Origin of the sequence: Akkermansia sp. 54_46, from assembly GCF_001917295.1 — a bacterium.
GTDB lineage: Bacteria > Verrucomicrobiota > Verrucomicrobiia > Verrucomicrobiales > Akkermansiaceae > Akkermansia > Akkermansia muciniphila.
Map to the genome: position 1 here is coordinate 1 of NZ_MNUD01000021.1, position 16,528 is coordinate 16,528.

A 16,528-nucleotide genomic window follows, 5' to 3' on the forward strand; every position below is an offset into this window, starting at 1 on the left:
AATGTACCTCTTCAAATGCTTAGGGGACATGTAATGGTAAACGCCATAGTAACCTCTCTTCAGTAGAGACCAGAAGCTCTCAATGGAATTGGTATGAACATTACCATTGACGTATTGTTTCCCTTTATGGTTGATAACTCATGGATAAATCCGACAAGTCCCTTGTAAGACTTGAACTCATCCGTAAACACATTGGAATTCCTCTCTACATGTCTTCCGATGAATCCTTGTAAATTGTAAGCGGAAGTATCGTCGATATGTTTGACGATCACCTTTCCGTTCCTCTGTTTGGCCCCGATGACAATCAATTTACCTACTGAACCTCTTCCCTTGTTCAGCTTCTTGGAAAAGTGTTTGTTGGATTCCTTACCTCCAATGAAGTTTTCATCTACTTCTACAATACCATCCAACTTCTCTTTTTTATCCTTCATCCAAAATTCCCTGATTCTTTGACAGAGGAACCAGGCACTCTTCTGAGTAATTCCGAGTTCTTTTGAAACTTGAATGGAGGAAATACCTTTACGAGATGTTGCCAACAGGTACATACACATCAACCATTTGTGAAGAGGCAATTTGGATTCCTCTAAAATTGTACCAAATCTGACTCTGAAAAATTTTCTGCATTTCCTACATCTGTAAGGCATTGGAGAGTGATCCTTACATTCGGTGATATGGTCAGAACCACAATGAGGACAACGGACACGACCATTCCAACGCTTCTTCTCAAAATACTTCCGGGCAGATTCCTCATTAGGAAATTCGAAGAAGAACTCATATAAGGAAGTGTATTTGAGCTTAGTTTGTCCCATATCATTGCTTGGTTGATATAGAAATTTTGTCGTGTTTTGATTAGTTCGTACGCGTTTATTTTCAGCGTATTGAAGATTATTTTGATAGTTTATTTGGTATACAATTTTCTTACCCATATAGGGCGAGTAGAAAATTGTCCTTATAAATCTTAGGCGAAGAGTTAGATGGAGCTAATTTTTGACAATGTAGCGATATAACAGTATGATGTCCTTATGTCAGAAGGATATAGAATTAACGCAGAAAGAATCTTCCAAGACCTTGCCGCCGATGCCTATAACAAATATCTAAATGACATTGAGCATATACACACAAGAGTTCCTATCAGCGAAGGTGATGAAATTTCGGAATTTGAAACAGTTATTTGTCCTGAGGGAATAAAGAATGCTATTTGTGCAATAATTTTTTGGGGGCTTAGTATTGAAGCCTTCACCAACTCTGTTTTTAAGCAGCAATTAGAAAAAACAATAGGTCGTGAACAAAATATATTAGTGAAAAAACTTATCACATCGTTTAATATAATTGATAAAATAAATTATTTGAAAGTTATACCACCTCATAAAATATCAATACTGAAAAAATTATACGATGATCGTAATAGATTTGCACATTATAAAGAAGGGATGAAGTATACATGTGCAACACCCGATTTTCATTTTTGGTTTCCGAAAGAAAAAATGAAATCCTATTATGAAATATTTTCTGAAACAATTTCTCTATTGAAAGAAAAATACCCTAGATTTGTATACTCGGATGAGTACATAGAGGTGTGGCAGTGATAATAAGGTATAAAAACTAAGCTCCTGATTAGTCAAGTATGTAGATTCCAAAAAATACCTAAGGAATGACCCGCATATCAAAAAAGGCCGGGACCGCTTCGCCTTCTTTCCAGGGACAATACGCGCAGCCGCTTGTCCTTTACCTTGAATTTCACCTCCCAGCCAGAGAACGAAAGGCCGTAAACCCGTTCCGGATCATCCTGATACTGGGGACGGGGATCCAGGGACAGCGTATCTTCCAGCGCACTCCTCTCTTCCGGAGACATGGAACCGCCAAAAGATTCGGGAATTTCCACATCCAGCCGTTCATAGGGGACAGCCGTAAACCCTTCCGACGCCTCCGGAATGCAGTCCGCCAGAGGAACATAGGGCTTGATATCCAGAATGGGGGTGCCATCCACCAAATCCACGCCGGAAAGATGCAATACCGGGCCGTCCAGAGGATGCAATTCCACCCGTTCCAGCCTGACGGCAGACAACCCGATGGGATTGGGACGGAACGGCGCACGCGTGGCGAACACCCCCATGCGCACATTGCCCCCCAGCCGCGGAGGCCGGACCGTAGGGCTCCACCCCTTATCCACGTTTTCACTGAACACCCAGACCAGCCACAGATGGGAAAACCCTTCCAGACCACGAACGGCATCCGGATGACGGAACGGCGGCTCAAATACCAGCCGCGCCCGCGCATCCGGAACCAGGCCGCTCTGGCGCGGCGCACCGAATTTGTCCGGATAACACGTGCTGACGCGGGCGACGGGCTGCAAGCGGAGACTGATAGTTAATAATTAATAGCTGCCGGCCTTTCTCCGTGACGCTTTCATCAGAAGCGGTGGAGCTGTTCTCCGAACACCACGGCATCCACTTTTCCCTTCAAGGTCTTGCCCAGGAATGGGGTGTTGCGGGCGCGGCTGCGGAGCGTTTCATCCGTGACGGGCGTTTCTCCTTCCGGGTCAAACACCACCAGATTGACCGGAGCCCCTTCTTCCAGGGAGACGGGGGCCAGCCCCATCAGCCTGCGGGGAGCGTCGCTGCAGGCGCGCACCACCGTCTGCCAGGACATTTTTCCAGGTTCCACCAGATACTGGTAAATAGCGGGCAGGAACGTATCCAGCGCAATCATGCCCTGCGGGGCGACAACGAAATCCTGAAGTTTGGAAAACGGCGTGCAGGGCGTGTGATCGGAAACAATGCAGTCAATGGTGCCGTCATTCACGGCGGCAATCAGGGCATCCACATCCGACTGGTCGCGCAGGGGCGGCAGCGTCTTGTAGCAGGTATCGTACCGGCCCACGTCCTCATGCGTGAACAGGAGATGGTGAAGCGCCGCTTCCGCGCTCAACCCGGCGGTTTTCCGCTTGCAGCGGCGCAGGATATCCACGCTGCCGGCCGTAGAGACGGTCTGCACATGCAGGGAGTTGCCCGTATCCACGGAAAGGCGGATGATGGTTTCCAGCCCTATTTCCTCCGCACAGGAGGGGGAGCCCATCAACCCCAGACGGTAGGAAGTAGTGCCCGGGTGCATGGCCGCCCTGGCCGTCAGGGACGGCACGTCTCCGCGCAGGGCGAAAGTAAGGTTCAAATTGCTGGCGTACTGCATGGCGCGGTACAGCAGCAGCATGTTGTCCGGCGCACGGTCCCCGTCCGTGATGAAACGGACGCCCTTGGCGCGCAGGGAGTCGTAGGAGGCCTGCTCTTCCCCGCCGTCCCCCTTGGTCAGGCAACCGGAGGGGATAACCTCCACCAGAGCATCCGTCCGGCATATTTCCATGAACGTGGTAATCTGGGCGGCATTGTCCATCACGGGTTCGGTATCCGGCATCGCCATCAGTCCGGTCACTCCTCCATGCAGGGCGGCGGCGGTAGCCGTAGCCACACGTTCCTTGTCCTCCCGGCCGGGCTGGCACAAATGGGCATGGATGTCGAACAGGCCGGGCAGAACAAGTTTCCCGGAAGCATCCAGCGCCTTTTCCGCGGCGCTCTCCAAAAGCGTTCCGGCAGGAGCTTTCGTTGTAATCACCCCCCCGGAAACCAGAAGGTCCGCCGGGGCGGAACCGTCCGTCAGCCGGGCGTTGCGAATAAGTACGGAAGTTTTCATGAACAATCAGTGCTGGGTTTGCGGAGTGAGATGGTAAAGGATGGACATGCGGCAGGCGATGCCGTTTTCCACCTGGCGGTTGATCAGGCAGCGCTCATAGTCCATCGCCAGGTCACAGATTTCCACGCCGCGGTTGACCGGCCCCGGATGCATGATGTACAGGCCTTCACCGGAAATGCGCTTCAGGCGTTCTTCCGTGACGCCGTAAATCTTGTTGTACTCCCGGGCGCTGGGGAAGAAAGGGGCGTCCTGCCGCTCTTTTTGAACGCGCAGCAGGTAAATTACGTCCGGCTTCCAGGCAAACGCCTCATTGAAATCGGAAAAACGGGGAATGCCGGAATGTTCGGTGCGCGGCACCAGGGAACCCGGCCCCAGGAAGGCGACCTCCATCCCCAGCCTCTTCATCAGCAGGGAGGTGGAACGGGCCACGCGGGAATGCAGGATGTCCCCCACAATCAGAACACGCTTTCCCCTCACATCCGGAAACACCTCCCGGATGGTAAAGGAATCCAGCAGCGCCTGAGAGGGATGGGCGTGGGCTCCGTCCCCGGCGTTCACCACACTGGCGCAGGTATGGCGCGCAATCACGTTCGGCAAGCCGCTGTTGTAATGGCGCACGATTACATAATCCACTTTCATGGCCTGGAGCGTGGCGATCGTGTCCTGTACGGATTCCCCTTTCACCACGGAAGAGGTGGACACCGTGAAATTGGTCACGTCCGCAGACAGACGTTCCGCCGCTACCTCAAAAGAGGAACGGGTGCGGGTGCTGGGTTCATAAAAAAGCGTCAGAACGGACTTGCCTTTCAGGGCGGGCACCTTTTTGACGCTTTTGGTAAAAAGCTCCTTCATCGGGCCGGCCGAATCCAGCAGCGTGTGAATTTCCTCGTCAGTCAATGAGGAGATATTAAGAAGATCCTTGCGGGGATGATTCATGGGAAACGGAGAATGGATTGGAAAATTTTCAGTGGGAAGGAATGACCACGCTGTCCTCGCCGTCAGCCTCCTTCATGCTTACGATGACCTTGGCTCCGGCATGGTCCAGCACGTGCCCCGTATAATCCGGCTGGATGGGAACTTCCCGCCCGCCGCGGTCAATCAGGCACGCCAGTTCAATACGGGCCGGACGGCCGTAGTCGAAAAGGGCGTTCAGGGCCGCACGTATGGTGCGCCCCGTATAAAGGACGTCGTCCACCAGCACGACCCTCATGTCATCCGTGGAAAACGGCAAATTGGAGGAACGGAGGGAAGGCCGGGCTTCCAGCTTGAAGATGTCATCCCGGTACAGGGAAATATCAATAGAGCCGTACTGGGCTTCCACTCCCAGCTCCTTTACCTTGTCCACCAGACGCCGGGCAATCACATCCCCCTGGCTGAGCAGGCCGACGATGGCGAGAGGTTCTCCGGGGAAACGGGCCACAATGCCGTGGGCCATGCGCTCAAGCGCACGGGAAATTCCCGGACCGTCCAATACGATTTCCTGTGAAGGAGGAGTCATTTGCCGGATGGGGGAAAAAGTTCACGTTACAGCCCCGCCAGTTTTAAAATGCGGTGGGCGGCCATGGCGGCATTGACGGGGGTCTTCTTATGCAAGCCAACCGTAGTGCAGGGCACGCCGCCGGGACACTGGGCAATCGCCAGCAGGGCGTCAATACCGTTCAGGGGGCCTCCGGGGACCGGCACGCCGATAACCGGGAGGGAACAGCTCATCACCACCACGCCGGGAAGGGCGGCAGACAGGCCGGCCACAGCCAGGATAACCGCTTTTTCTCCGCTGGCTTCCAAATCCCCCAGGAACCTGATCAGCTCCGGAAGGTCGCGGTGGGCGGACAGAACGGTTTCTTCATAAGGAACATTCTCCTGAGCAAAATACTCGCGGGCCGGTTCCATAAAGGGCTTATCATTCGGGCTGCCGTAGATGACGATGACTTTCATGGCTGTGTGCGGTTGTGAAACTTGCAGATTATGCCCCCAAGCCCCCTGCCCTGGCAAGACTTAACCTGCAAAAAAAGGAAGGCCCCGGGTGGAAATGAACAACGGGAGAAAGGAAACACAGGAGTTCCGGAACCGTTCCGGGAAATTGGCCCGGCATCCCGGTCATTCCTCCAACCCAGATTCGCCCATCCCTCCGCCCTCTCCGGGAACCTTCAGTTTTCCGGAGAGGATATCCTTCCTGATACGGTAAAGAGCCTTCAACCTTTCCTTATCATCCAATCCTTCCGTTTCCCGCATCAGGAATAAAGAAAACTGTACGGAACAATTCTCCAGCCGATATTTTTCCAGAATGCTCCCCCCCATTTTCATGTATTGGCCTCCGTACTTTCCGTAAGCGTTCTGAATTTCATCGGCAGTCATCTTCTCTCTTTCCACCCGTTCCAGCAATTTCCCGGACTCCCTAATCATCTTCAGATGCATGGCGCGGTAATCGGAAGGGCATTTATCCAGAATCCCAGCCCATTCGGGAGATTGAATATATTTCAGCGTGGCCACCAGCACCGCACGATTATCCTTTTCCTCCAACTCCACAATGCACGTCCAAATAATGCCCAGCTGCAAGTGCCTGGCCATGGCCTCCCTGTACGCCGCTATTTTCTTTTCATCCTCCATTTCCAAATCCACATTAGCCATGGAGGGCGCCGCTATATCCTGGGACATGCCGGAAAAAGTCATCAAAAACGCAGGGAGAATTCCCCACCGGAACAGATTTGACATGAAATCACGTTACAGGAATCTTTTGCGCAGGGTCAACAATATTCTTCCCTTCCGCCGCATCCCGCAGCATTGACGGCCGCCGCCACGGCGGACTGTCTTTCCTTCCCGGAAAAAACAAGCCTGCCCCCATTCCCGGCTTGATGGCATCCGGTTCCGGCATAACAAGGCTCACAGGGGCGTATCTTCATCCAGAAACGCAGAAAAGCTGCATCGCTCCGGCGGCCGGACGCTTGAAAAAACCTAGCGGGTCGCCTGCTGCGCCATGGCCTCCGCACAACGGCGTCCGTCCAGGGCGGCGGAAACAATGCCGCCGGCGTAACCCGCCCCTTCGCCGCATGGGTACAGGCCCTCCAGACCGGGATGCTCCAGCGTGGCGGGGTCCCTTGGAATGCGCACGGGGGAGCTGGTGCGCGTCTCACAGCCAATGAGCTGGGCGTCCGCTCCGGCAAATCCCCGCCATTTACGGTCAAACTGCCGCAGCCCCTCCCGCATGCGCCAGACAATCCCTTCCGGGAGCAATTCATGAAGGGGATGGGATACGATGCCGGGATGATAGCTGGTAGGCAGCAGGGAAGAAGAAACGCGCCCTTTCAGAAAATCCTCCACCTTCTGGGCCGGGGCTTTCTGCATGCCTCCTCCGGCACGGCAGGAAGCCGTCTCCAGCGCTTTCTGGTACGCCACGCCCGCCAGCACCCCGTGTTCCCTGCAAAACGGTTCCGTATCTTCCGGATGCACGCTGACTACAAAACCGGCATTGGCAAATGGAGAATCCCTCCGGGCCAGAGACATGCCGTTGACCACTACCTCATCGTTCTCCGTGGCGGCGGGCACGATGAAGCCGCCGGGACACATGCAGAAGGAATGGACGCCGCGGTCCTGGATGGTGGTCGTCACGGAATAACGGGCTGCCGGAAGCTGCTCCGGGCGCCTCTGCTCCGGATTCAGGTGGTACTGGCGCGCATCAACAAACGCCTGGGGATGCTCAATGCGCACACCCACGGCAAAGGATTTCTGTTCCAGAGCCAGCCCCTCCGCCAGCATCATGCGGTACACGTCCCGGGCACTGTGCCCGGTAGCCAGCAAAACGGAATCCGCCGCAAATTCCCGGCCATCCGCGCAGGCCACGCCGCGTATGCGGCGGCCGTCCGCAGAACGGAGCAGATGCTCCACACGGGCATTGAAATGAATTTCCCCGCCCGCGCGAAGGATGGATTCCCTGATGGCTTTGACGACATTGGGCAACAGATTGGAGCCAATATGCGGGTGGGCGTCCGTTAAAATTTCCCTGGGCGCTCCGTGGGCTACAAAAATCTCGTAAACCTCCCGGACGGGGCCTCTCTTGGTCGCGCGCGTAAACAGCTTCCCGTCGGAAAACGTGCCTGCCCCTCCCTCTCCAAAACAGTAATTGGAATCCTCCATCACCGTGCCGCGGCGCAGGATGGGAGCCAGGTCAAACCGGCGGGAGGAAACATCCTTCCCCCGTTCCAGAACCACAGGCTTCATACCCAGTTCCAAACAGCGGAGCGCGGCGAACATCCCGGCCGGTCCGAATCCAACGATCAGCGCCACGGGGGAGCCGGGACGGACGGACGGATAATCCCGGGAGGGAAGACGTTCCGGCGGCAGCGGGCTATCCACCCCGACCAGCAGCCGAAGCTGGAAGAGAATTTTTTTCTGCCGGGAGTCAATGGACTCCTTCACCAGCCGCACATCTTTGATACGGGAGGGGGAAATACCCAGCTTCCGCGCCACGGCAGCGCGGCGCACGCGCTCGCTGCCGGCCTTTTCCATCGGCAGAATCACATCCACCGTTATTCCTTCCCCTCCGCTCACAGTCCCTCCTTCCCCGGCCGGGGCTGCTGCTGGGTGATGCAGTGGATGGCGCCGCCTTCCAGCACCAGCTTGCGGGCATCCACCCCTATTACCTGTTTTCCGCTGAAACATTCACGCAAAATGCCCAGGGCGCGATCGTCATTCCGGGGCTGGTTGAATACGGGAACAATGACGGCCTCATTAACAATGAGGAAATTGGCGTAACTGGCAGGGAGCTGATCCAGGCGCCAGTCCTCCGCATGGAGGGGATCCGGCATCGGCAGGGGAATCACCTCCACCCCGGAACCGTCCACGCATCTCAAATCCTGAAGGCGTTCATTATTCTCCGCCAGAGCGCGGTAATGGGGAGAGGAAGAATCCGTTTCCACGATGGAGACTACGGCATCCCGGCACACAAAACGCACCATGTCGTCAATATGGCCGTCCGTATCATCCCCTTCAATGCCGGAACCGAGCCAGAAAACGGCTCTGACGCCCAGCATGCGCTTCAATTCCTCCTCAATCATGGCCCGGCTCCAATCCGGATTGCGGTTGGGATTCAGCAGCACGGACTCCGTCGTCACCAGCAAGCCGTCCCCATTGCCCTCAATCGCCCCCCCTTCCAGAATCAGGGAAGAACTGCGCACGGGAAGCCCCAGCGCCGCCCCAATCAGGGCGGGAACGCCGTTGTCCAGGTCCCACGGGGCAAATTTGCCGCCCCACGCATTAAATTGCCAATCCGCCAGCATCAGAGAACCGTCCTTCACATCCTGGACGAAAACGGGGCCGTGGTCCCGGCACCATACGTCGTTGGTCGGGTGGTTGAACAGGCGGAATTGCTCCTCACTCATTCCGGCGGCCAGCATCGCCTGCCTGACGCCGGGATGAAGGGGAGCTGCGGCATTCACGCATACAAGGGCATGCGGAGCAATGGCAGCGGCCACGCTCCCATAAGTCTGCTGCAACTCGTCCAGCCCCCCTTGCCATAAATCCCTGCGGTGGGGCCAGGACAGCCAGACAGCATCCTGAGGCTCCCATTCAGCGGGCCAGCGTACATCGGGTTCCTTGTTCATGGCGGTATCGGGCGGTTCAACTGGGCTGGTCCTGAAATTCATAAGGTTCTTCAAAAGCCTTGCGGAAGCTCATGAAGCCCTTGAAATCATCCAGGGAATCCTCCGGCTGTTTGGAAAAAACGTCTTCCTCAATCAGTAAAAAAACCATCTCCCCCACATTCTTCCCGTTCCTAAGCCCCCATTCCTTCATCACGGTGGAAGCCATGGGCCCGAACTGGGCGAGGGCGTAATCCCGGAACCCTTCCAGCAGTTCCTGCCCGCTGACATGCCTCTGAGAGCCGTTTTCCCTTTCTTCAACGCGCTGCATGGTAAAATCCAGCGCATCTTTCAGAAAAGAATATGCCCGTTCCGCAAAACGGGGATCCTTCCGTACGATACGGCTCACGGCATCTTCAAACGTAGGGGTGGTCATAGCGGCTCACCGCTACCCTATACGGCTCCTTGTGAAAATCAAGATTTTTGGGAGCGCTCCAGCTTCAGCCCTCCCTTGGGGACAGCATGGGGAAAATGAAGGCAGCCGCCCCCTCGCTGGAACGGAACGCCGGACGCGGCAGACGGCAAAATTCCCGTCCATGATATAGAGCCTCAAAAAACGCACGCGCCCGCATTTTGAATATCATGCTTCTGCATGAGCTACCCTCCGGCAAGCAGCGGTTTTTACGTTCTGATGCCGTCAAAAAGCCCTGTAAGCAGGAAGGAAACCTTGCCAGCCTATGGTCTGTTTGTTATGAACGGAATACTTTATGTTCCGTTCCTCCATCATGCTTCTGGCAACCATGCTGTGCGTTTCCTGCGTATCGCACCGGCCTATCCAGGACAGCAGCTCCCCGCCCATTGACGCGGCCAATCCCCTGGACGGCACCCCCGTGGCGCTGGCGTGGAGCTCCGGAACGCAATTAATGATGGGCGTAGACACGGGAGCAGTCCAGACATCCCTGCTTTTCTCCCCGGCAGTGGAATCCATCGGCGCACGCCTGCGCGGCAGGGGCGCCATGCGCACGGCCAACGTGCCCGTTTCCCTGAAGGATGACGGGGAACCCATTTCCCGGAAACAGGACGTAGTAATGGCAGACCAGGCCCCGTATGACGGTTTGCTGGGCTGGGAATGCATCCGGAAATATGTGTGGAACATCAACTATCCCAAACGCTCCCACCGTTTTTTCAATAAACTTCCCTCCAGAATAAAAAGCTGGAACAAGCTTTCCCTGATTCCCGGGTCCGACTATCCGCAAATCGCGGACAAGCACGGAAGGCGCATCATTCTGGACACGGGAGCCCCCCACGCCGTTTACATCTCCAAAAAACGCTGGAATGCCATTAAGCAGGCCTACCCGGATGCGTTCGTCAGCGTCTATTCCGGCTACAGCCCCGCCGCAGGCGGCTTTTACGCCCACGAATGCATGCATGTAAGCTCCTTCCAGCTCGGTCCACTGGAATTAAAAAATATCCTGCTCTGTGAAAGCTTCGCCAACCCGGAAGTGATGGGCATCCCCGATGACATCGACATCATCCTGGGCTACGGCGCTCTGGCCGCACGCCAGTTCTGGCTGGACGGCCCGGGGAACGCCCTTTATTTCAGCTCCACCAGCCACCGGATGCCCGCCCCCGCCTCCTTCAACCTGATGGGAGGCACCTTTATCCAGGACAGCAACGGGAACGGCCCCATGAAAGCTTACGTGGCAGAGTGGTCGCCCGCATGGGACGCCGGCCTCAGAACGGGAGATGTTCTTATTTCCATCAATGGAAGAAAGAATCCCTATCCGGACCTCGTAGAATATGTTACCACCCAGCGGGGGGCTCAGGCCAGCGTGGTGGTCCAGCGCAGGAACAGGCTGGTGCGCATCCAATGGGAAGTTCCGGCCGCGCCCCCTGCCGGGGATTATTACCCCACGCCCCAGGCCATTACGGAACAGGAATTCGAAAACCACGTCAGGCAGCAGGAAAAAAAAGAACAGACCCAGCCCTCCGCAGACGGCCAGCAGCCTCCGGCTACGGCCGGAGAAACTCCGGATGAAGCCTCTCCCGCAGCTGACGGGAAAACGGACAAGGCCTCCGCTGCCTGAGCCGGGCCAGCAACCAGCCATCTCTCTACACCGGCATGAACAACGAACAACATCAGAATACCCAAACTTCCGCCGCCCTCGCCATTCCCTCCCCTTTCCAGAAAAAAACCTGCTGGCATGCCCTGACAGGCGCCTCCATTCTGGTGATGCTGGGCATTGCGGCCTTCGTCATTTTTGAAGTGGTGGAACTTCTGGGGTTTCTGGAACCGGTGCTCCTGCCCATCCTGATTGCCGCCGTCGTGGCGTATTTGCTGGAACCCATCGTTTCCTGGCTGGTGCGTCTCAAATTCTCCCGCCCCTGGGCCGTAGTCACGGTCATGTTTGCGGCTCTGGCTGTCCTGGTAGGCTTTGGAGCCACGATTCTTCCTCCCCTGATCAGGCAAACGGACGAATTGATCGACAACCGGATGGAGCTATGGAACAAAACCTCCGAACTGATTGACTCCACCATTGAAATACCTTTCATTTCCCGCACCATTGACAGTGTTTACAGAACCAGTCTGCGGGAACTGAATGCCAGCCATTATACGGAGGCGGAAATCCATGACCTGAGAAACGCCCGGACCGCCCGGGAAAAGCTGGGAGCCTACATGACCATCAATTCCTCCTTTTACCAGGACAGGCTGATGAGCTGGCTCACTTCCGGAGGGCGAGCCCTGTACAGCACCATAGGAATCATGGTCAGCATCCTGATTACGCCCATTTTCGCTTTTTATTTTCTGCTGGAGGCGGATAAAATCAAAGAGAAATGGCCCAGCATCCTGCCCCTGAAAGTCTCCAAATTCAGAAAAGACGTGGTGGACACCATGGAGGAAATCAACGGCTACCTGATTTCCTTCTTCCGCGGCCAAATGCTGGTAAGCATCATTGAAGGCATTCTGATTGCCATCTGCCTGAAGCTGATCGGCCTGCCGTACGCCATTACCATTGGCGCCGCGGTCTGCGTGCTGGGCATCATTCCCTACCTGGGTATCATCACCGCATTTATCCCTGCGGTGTTGCTGGCCTGGTTCACATGGGGGGATTTCCAGCACGTGCTGATTGTTTCGAGCATCTTCCTGGCCGTCAACCAATTTGACGGATGGATCATCCAGCCGAAAATCGTGGGGGATTCCGTGGAACTCCACCCGCTCACGGTCATGTTTTCCGTGCTGATCTGGACACTCATCCTGGGCGGCTTAATCGGTGCCCTGCTGGCTGTCCCCCTGACAGCCGCCATCAAGGTCCTTTACAAGCGGTACATCTGGCAGAATGCCAGCATGCGCCCCATGACGGAACCCGTGCTTCCGCCGGAACATCCCGGCGAACAGCCTCCGGACACCCCCGAAGGTTCGGCCCACGCTTAAACAGCGGCATCCTTCCGACCGCCCTTTCCGGAAAATTATAATCACACACACCTGACAACATGAATAAATCCGCATTACACCTGATGCTTGCCCTGGCGGCGGCAGCGGCCTGCCCGGCCGCAGTCACGCCAACGGTCAAGCCCCCCAAGGCCATCGTCATGATTTACGCTGACGACCTCGGCTATGGAGACGTAGGCTGCTATGGAGCCAAGGGAATTCCCACCCCCTCCATCGACAAGCTTGCCGAGCAGGGCTGCCGCTTCACGGACGCCTATTCCACCACATCCGTCTGCACCCCTTCCCGCTATGCCCTGTTCACAGGAGAATATCCGTGGCGCAAGGAAGGCACGGGCATCCTGCCGGGAGACGCCGCCCTCATTATCGATACCAAGAAGCCCACCCTGCCCAAGATGCTCCAATCCCACGGCTACAAAACCTACATGATAGGCAAATGGCACCTGGGCCTGGGGGAAAAGGGGAAGAAAATTGACTGGAACAAACATATCTCCCCCAGCCCGAACGAAATCGGATTTGACGAGAGCTTTATCTTCGCCGCTACGGGCGACCGCGTTCCCTGTGTGATTCTGGAAAACGGCAATGTCCGCAACCTGGACCCGAACGACCCCATTGAAGTATCCTACAGGCACAACTTCCCCGGGCTTCCCAATGGCAAGGACAATAAGGACCAGCTCAAACTCATGTGGAGCCACGGACACAACCAGGCCATTATCAACGGAATCGGACGCATCGGATTCATGAAGGGCGGCAAAAGCGCCTTGTGGAAGGATGAGGAAAACGCCGATGTCATTACGGATAAGGCCATTGAATACATTCAAAAGAGCGCCAAAGCCAAGGAACCGTTTTTCCTGATGTTCGCCACGCATGACATCCACGTGCCGCGCTGCCCGGAAAAACGCTTTGTGGGCAAGAGCCGGCACGGCGTGCGCGGTGACGTGACCGTGGAACTGGATGACTGTGTGCGCCGCATTACAGAGGCTCTGCAACAGGCCGGTCTGGAAAAAGACGCCCTGGTGATCTTCTCCAGCGACAACGGCCCCGTGCTGGATGACGGCTACAGGGATTTCGCCGTCCGGGACAACGCCACCCATTCCCCCGCCGGCCCCTTCCGGGCAGGCAAATACAGCATTCTGGAAGGAGGTTCCCGCATTCCGTTCATCGTCAAATGGCCCGGCGTGATCAACCCCGGAACCACGAGCAAAGCCCTGCTCAACCAGATGGATCTGGGAGCCTCCCTGGAACAACTGCTGGCCCCCGGCAAGGCCAATTCCTTCCGTGACTCTGAAAACGTGCTGCCCGCCCTTCTGGGCAAATCCGCCAAAGGGCGTGACTACCATGTCATCAACAGCACTGGCAAGGCGTTGGCGATTCGCCACGGCAAATGGAAATTCATTCCCGCCGGCGTGGCCATTCGCGACGGCATCAACGGAGCCTCCGCAAAAATGAGCAAGTCCCCGGAAGGAGGAAGCCTCTTTGACCTGGAAAAAGACCCGAAGGAACTTGACAACGTAGCCTCCCAGCATCCGGACATTTGTGAACAGATGAAAGCCAAGCTTGAGGAAATCCGCCAGAGGCCCGAAACCAAGGCTGACCAGGAGGACCTGCTTCCCTTGGACGACTAACATCCATTCGGGCCAGATCATGAGAGAATCCGCCACATGCTCCCAATGCGGCCACGGGTACACCTACCCGGCCGGACTGGACGCCAAAACCGGCATGCGCTGCCCGGCGTGCGGCGTTTTGATTCATGTTACAACGGGGCTTCCCTTCGGGGAAGCCTCCTCTTCGCCATCCGGCCGCAAACCGGAAAACGCCATGAAAACGCAGGCCGCCCTGCCTCCCGTCAGGAAAAAGCGGCCGGCTTTCTCCGGACGCGATACTGACGAACGCGGCATCCGGCAGGAAAACCTGCCGCAGCTGCCAGCCGCAGCATCCGGCCGCCGGATTCCCGCTACATCATGGCTGGCATGGGGGCTGTCCCTGATAGCGTTGATTCTGGCCTTTATTTTCCCCTCCTACGGAAACGGTTCCACAGATCCGCTGTACATGCTTCAGTGCCTGCCCTCCATGGTATTCGGCTGTACTGCGGCCATCCTTTTCATCCAGGGCCTGGCGGCTTTGCGCCGCTAAAAAACAAAGTCTGCGGCCCCATCCGGGGCCCATGCGGCAGCCCCGTCCCAAAAACGGCCGGAATGCCTGGTTTCCATGCCCCTTTCCGCGGAACCGGGCTTTTAGGCTTGCCTGTCAAATGAACAGATTTTAAGTTACGTCCCGGTAAACGTTATGGAACGGGAGGCAGAGGCGAAGGATAACCTGTGGAGGGCCAGACTGGATGCCGTCCTGATGCACAGGATATGGGGTTCTCTTATCTTCCTGGGCATCGTTTATATTATTTTCTTCCTGAGCTTCGCTATCGGGGATCCTCTGGTCAGGCTCATCCAGACGGGCACCCAGCTGTTCAGCGTCTGGGCCAGCCGCATGCTGGAACCGTGGCCCCGCCTGCAATCCCTGCTGGGGGAAGGCGTGGTAGGAGGCGTGGGCGGCGTACTGGCCTTTCTGCCCAACGTGGTTCTCCTCTTCGGGGCCATTACCGTCCTGGAAAACAGCGGATACATGATGAGGGTTTCCCGCCTGATGAGCCGCATCATGAAAATCATGGGGCTGAACGGCAGCAGCTTTGCCCCCCTCCTGCTGGGATTCGGCTGTTCGGTTCCCGCCATCCTGTCCACCAGGAGAATTGAAACGCGCAGCGACCGCCTGGTCACCATCGCCGTGCTGCCCATGATGAGCTGTGCGGGCCGCCTGCCGATCTACATGATGTTCGTCTCCGCCCTGTTTCCTTCCCGCCTGCAGGCCCCCGTGCTGTTCGGGATTTATGCCAGCGGCGTCCTGCTGGCGCTGTGCTGCGCCCGGCTTCTGAAAAACACGCTTTTCAAGGCGCCCCAGAGGGATTCCCTCCACCACATGAAGCGCCTGCGCCTCCCCTCCCTGCGGAAGGTGGGCATCCTGATGTGGTCGCGGGCCTTCATGTACGTCCGGAAAGCAGGCACTTTCATTCTTGGGGCCTCCATCATCCTGTGGTTTCTGAACACCTACCCCAGGCCGGAAGAAGACACGGCGCCGACAAACGCAGCGGCCATGGAACATTCCTACGCCGGACAAATAGGCCATTGGATGGAACCCGTCACGCAAGTGGCCGGATTTGACTGGAAAATCAATTCCGCCCTGGTAGGAGCCTTTGCCGCCAAGGAAATTTTCGTCACCCAGATGGGTATCCTTTATGCGGTGGAAGACGGAAATTCGGCCCCGGCGGCCCAGCAGACATTGAACGCCCGTCTTAAAGCCAGCTACACCCCACTCCAGGGCATCAGCATCATGATATTCTGCCTGATCGCCCTGCCCTGCATCGGCACCGTCACCGTCGCCAAGAGGGAAGCGGGCACCTGGTGGTTCGCTCTGGCTCAATTCGGCGGATTGACCCTCCTGGGTTTTGCAACGGCTACGCTGATCTACCAGGCAGGGCTCCTTCTGTAAAGGCCAGCCATAAAGAAACCGGAAGCAGGAAATATCCCCCGGAAGAAGAAAAAATGAACCTCGTGAAAAAAGAGGCGTTTACGATGAACTTCCGCAAGTTCTCCTGCTCTACGGTCAAATGATCACAACATCGCCATCATCCGGCCACGAAAGCCGCAGCATAACACCATGCATGGCCGTGCAAGCCTCCCCTCCGCAACAATCCGGAATCAGTATGCACCGCTGAAGCCTTTCCTGTTTTTTCAAGCCGTCCGGGTATCCTTTTCCGTTTGCAGAGGGGGGGACA

16 protein-coding genes are annotated in these 16,528 nt (G+C 56.3%); 6 read left to right on the forward strand and 10 right to left on the reverse strand.

Annotation, left to right across the window (positions count from 1 at the left end; genetic code table 11):
- Nucleotides 1-59: 59 nt before the first annotated feature.
- On the reverse strand, nt 60-809 hold the full coding sequence (locus BHW66_RS02920) for an IS1595 family transposase (RefSeq protein ID WP_286688899.1): 750 nt from the start codon (nt 807-809) through the stop codon (nt 60-62).
- Nucleotides 810-1,022: 213 nt separating this feature from the next.
- On the opposite strand from BHW66_RS02920, the gene BHW66_RS02925 reads away from it, so the two are divergent.
- Nucleotides 1,023-1,586, forward strand: coding sequence for a hypothetical protein (locus BHW66_RS02925; RefSeq protein WP_046435985.1), 564 nt, complete (start codon nt 1,023-1,025; stop codon nt 1,584-1,586).
- A 77-nt stretch (nt 1,587-1,663) separates the two neighbouring features.
- On the opposite strand, the gene tsaA is transcribed toward BHW66_RS02925, so the two are convergent.
- The 9 genes from tsaA to BHW66_RS02970 form a co-directional block, all read right to left on the reverse strand.
- Nucleotides 1,664-2,353 carry a tRNA (N6-threonylcarbamoyladenosine(37)-N6)-methyltransferase TrmO gene (gene tsaA / locus BHW66_RS02930; RefSeq protein WP_102758780.1) on the reverse strand — a complete coding sequence of 230 codons (690 nt, stop codon included), beginning with the start codon at nt 2,351-2,353 and terminating at the stop codon, nt 1,664-1,666.
- Nucleotides 2,354-2,409: 56 nt separating this feature from the next.
- Entirely contained in the window at nt 2,410-3,684 is a 1,275-nt protein-coding gene (locus tag BHW66_RS02935) for a dihydroorotase (protein WP_046436155.1), read from the reverse strand.
- A gap of 6 nt (nt 3,685-3,690) precedes the next feature.
- Nucleotides 3,691-4,620, reverse strand: a complete 930-nt coding sequence (locus tag BHW66_RS02940; RefSeq protein WP_012419172.1) for an aspartate carbamoyltransferase catalytic subunit — start codon at nt 4,618-4,620, stop codon at nt 3,691-3,693.
- Between the two features lie 28 nt (nt 4,621-4,648).
- Nucleotides 4,649-5,182, reverse strand: coding sequence for a bifunctional pyr operon transcriptional regulator/uracil phosphoribosyltransferase PyrR (pyrR, locus tag BHW66_RS02945; RefSeq protein ID WP_012419173.1), 534 nt, complete (start codon nt 5,180-5,182; stop codon nt 4,649-4,651).
- Nucleotides 5,183-5,208: 26 nt separating this feature from the next.
- Nucleotides 5,209-5,619, reverse strand: a complete 411-nt coding sequence (locus tag BHW66_RS02950) for an AIR carboxylase family protein (RefSeq protein ID WP_012419174.1) — start codon at nt 5,617-5,619, stop codon at nt 5,209-5,211.
- A gap of 162 nt (nt 5,620-5,781) precedes the next feature.
- Nucleotides 5,782-6,357, reverse strand: a complete 576-nt coding sequence (locus BHW66_RS02955; protein WP_146019785.1) for a hypothetical protein — start codon at nt 6,355-6,357, stop codon at nt 5,782-5,784.
- A gap of 279 nt (nt 6,358-6,636) precedes the next feature.
- Nucleotides 6,637-8,229 carry an FAD-dependent oxidoreductase gene (locus BHW66_RS02960; RefSeq protein WP_094139805.1) on the reverse strand — a complete coding sequence of 531 codons (1,593 nt, stop codon included), beginning with the start codon at nt 8,227-8,229 and terminating at the stop codon, nt 6,637-6,639.
- Nucleotides 8,226-9,281 (reverse strand): agmatine deiminase family protein, encoded by a 1,056-nt coding sequence (locus tag BHW66_RS02965; RefSeq protein ID WP_046436151.1) that lies wholly within the window; start codon nt 9,279-9,281, stop codon nt 8,226-8,228. The genes BHW66_RS02960 and BHW66_RS02965 overlap by 4 nt, the downstream gene beginning before the upstream one ends.
- A 16-nt stretch (nt 9,282-9,297) precedes the next feature.
- Nucleotides 9,298-9,693: a Minf_1886 family protein gene (locus BHW66_RS02970; RefSeq protein WP_012419178.1), complete on the reverse strand. Its 396-nt coding sequence runs from the start codon at nt 9,691-9,693 to the stop codon at nt 9,298-9,300.
- 331 nt (nt 9,694-10,024) lie between these two features.
- Between BHW66_RS02970 and BHW66_RS02975 the strand changes: the two genes are divergently transcribed.
- The 5 genes from BHW66_RS02975 (at nt 10,025) to BHW66_RS02995 (ending at nt 16,242) form a co-directional block, all read left to right on the forward strand.
- Complete coding sequence (locus BHW66_RS02975) at nt 10,025-11,344, forward strand: PDZ domain-containing protein (protein WP_022198663.1); 1,320 nt, start codon at nt 10,025-10,027, stop codon at nt 11,342-11,344.
- Between the two features lie 35 nt (nt 11,345-11,379).
- Entirely contained in the window at nt 11,380-12,690 is a 1,311-nt protein-coding gene (locus BHW66_RS02980) for an AI-2E family transporter (RefSeq protein ID WP_046435976.1), read from the forward strand.
- Nucleotides 12,691-12,749: 59 nt separating this feature from the next.
- Nucleotides 12,750-14,330 carry an arylsulfatase gene (locus BHW66_RS02985; protein WP_046435974.1) on the forward strand — a complete coding sequence of 527 codons (1,581 nt, stop codon included), beginning with the start codon at nt 12,750-12,752 and terminating at the stop codon, nt 14,328-14,330.
- A gap of 19 nt (nt 14,331-14,349) precedes the next feature.
- Nucleotides 14,350-14,838: a hypothetical protein gene (locus BHW66_RS02990; RefSeq protein ID WP_046435972.1), complete on the forward strand. Its 489-nt coding sequence runs from the start codon at nt 14,350-14,352 to the stop codon at nt 14,836-14,838.
- A 153-nt stretch (nt 14,839-14,991) separates the two neighbouring features.
- Nucleotides 14,992-16,242 (forward strand): ferrous iron transporter B, encoded by a 1,251-nt coding sequence (locus tag BHW66_RS02995; RefSeq protein ID WP_102758779.1) that lies wholly within the window; start codon nt 14,992-14,994, stop codon nt 16,240-16,242.
- The last annotated feature ends 286 nt before the right edge of the window (nt 16,243-16,528 follow it).

Coding starts and splice junctions, on each gene's coding strand:
- BHW66_RS02920 (WP_286688899.1), bottom strand. CDS start 809: ATGGGACAAACTAAGCTCAAATACACTTCCTTATATGAGTTCTTCTTC.
- BHW66_RS02925 (WP_046435985.1), top strand. CDS start 1,023: ATGTCAGAAGGATATAGAATTAACGCAGAAAGAATCTTCCAAGACCTT.
- BHW66_RS02935 (WP_046436155.1), bottom strand. CDS start 3,684: ATGAAAACTTCCGTACTTATTCGCAACGCCCGGCTGACGGACGGTTCC.
- BHW66_RS02940 (WP_012419172.1), bottom strand. CDS start 4,620: ATGAATCATCCCCGCAAGGATCTTCTTAATATCTCCTCATTGACTGAC.
- pyrR (WP_012419173.1), bottom strand. CDS start 5,182: ATGACTCCTCCTTCACAGGAAATCGTATTGGACGGTCCGGGAATTTCC.
- BHW66_RS02950 (WP_012419174.1), bottom strand. CDS start 5,619: ATGAAAGTCATCGTCATCTACGGCAGCCCGAATGATAAGCCCTTTATG.
- BHW66_RS02965 (WP_046436151.1), bottom strand. CDS start 9,281: ATGAACAAGGAACCCGATGTACGCTGGCCCGCTGAATGGGAGCCTCAG.
- BHW66_RS02970 (WP_012419178.1), bottom strand. CDS start 9,693: ATGACCACCCCTACGTTTGAAGATGCCGTGAGCCGTATCGTACGGAAG.
- BHW66_RS02975 (WP_022198663.1), top strand. CDS start 10,025: ATGTTCCGTTCCTCCATCATGCTTCTGGCAACCATGCTGTGCGTTTCC.
- BHW66_RS02980 (WP_046435976.1), top strand. CDS start 11,380: ATGAACAACGAACAACATCAGAATACCCAAACTTCCGCCGCCCTCGCC.
- BHW66_RS02985 (WP_046435974.1), top strand. CDS start 12,750: ATGAATAAATCCGCATTACACCTGATGCTTGCCCTGGCGGCGGCAGCG.
- BHW66_RS02990 (WP_046435972.1), top strand. CDS start 14,350: ATGAGAGAATCCGCCACATGCTCCCAATGCGGCCACGGGTACACCTAC.
- BHW66_RS02995 (WP_102758779.1), top strand. CDS start 14,992: ATGGAACGGGAGGCAGAGGCGAAGGATAACCTGTGGAGGGCCAGACTG.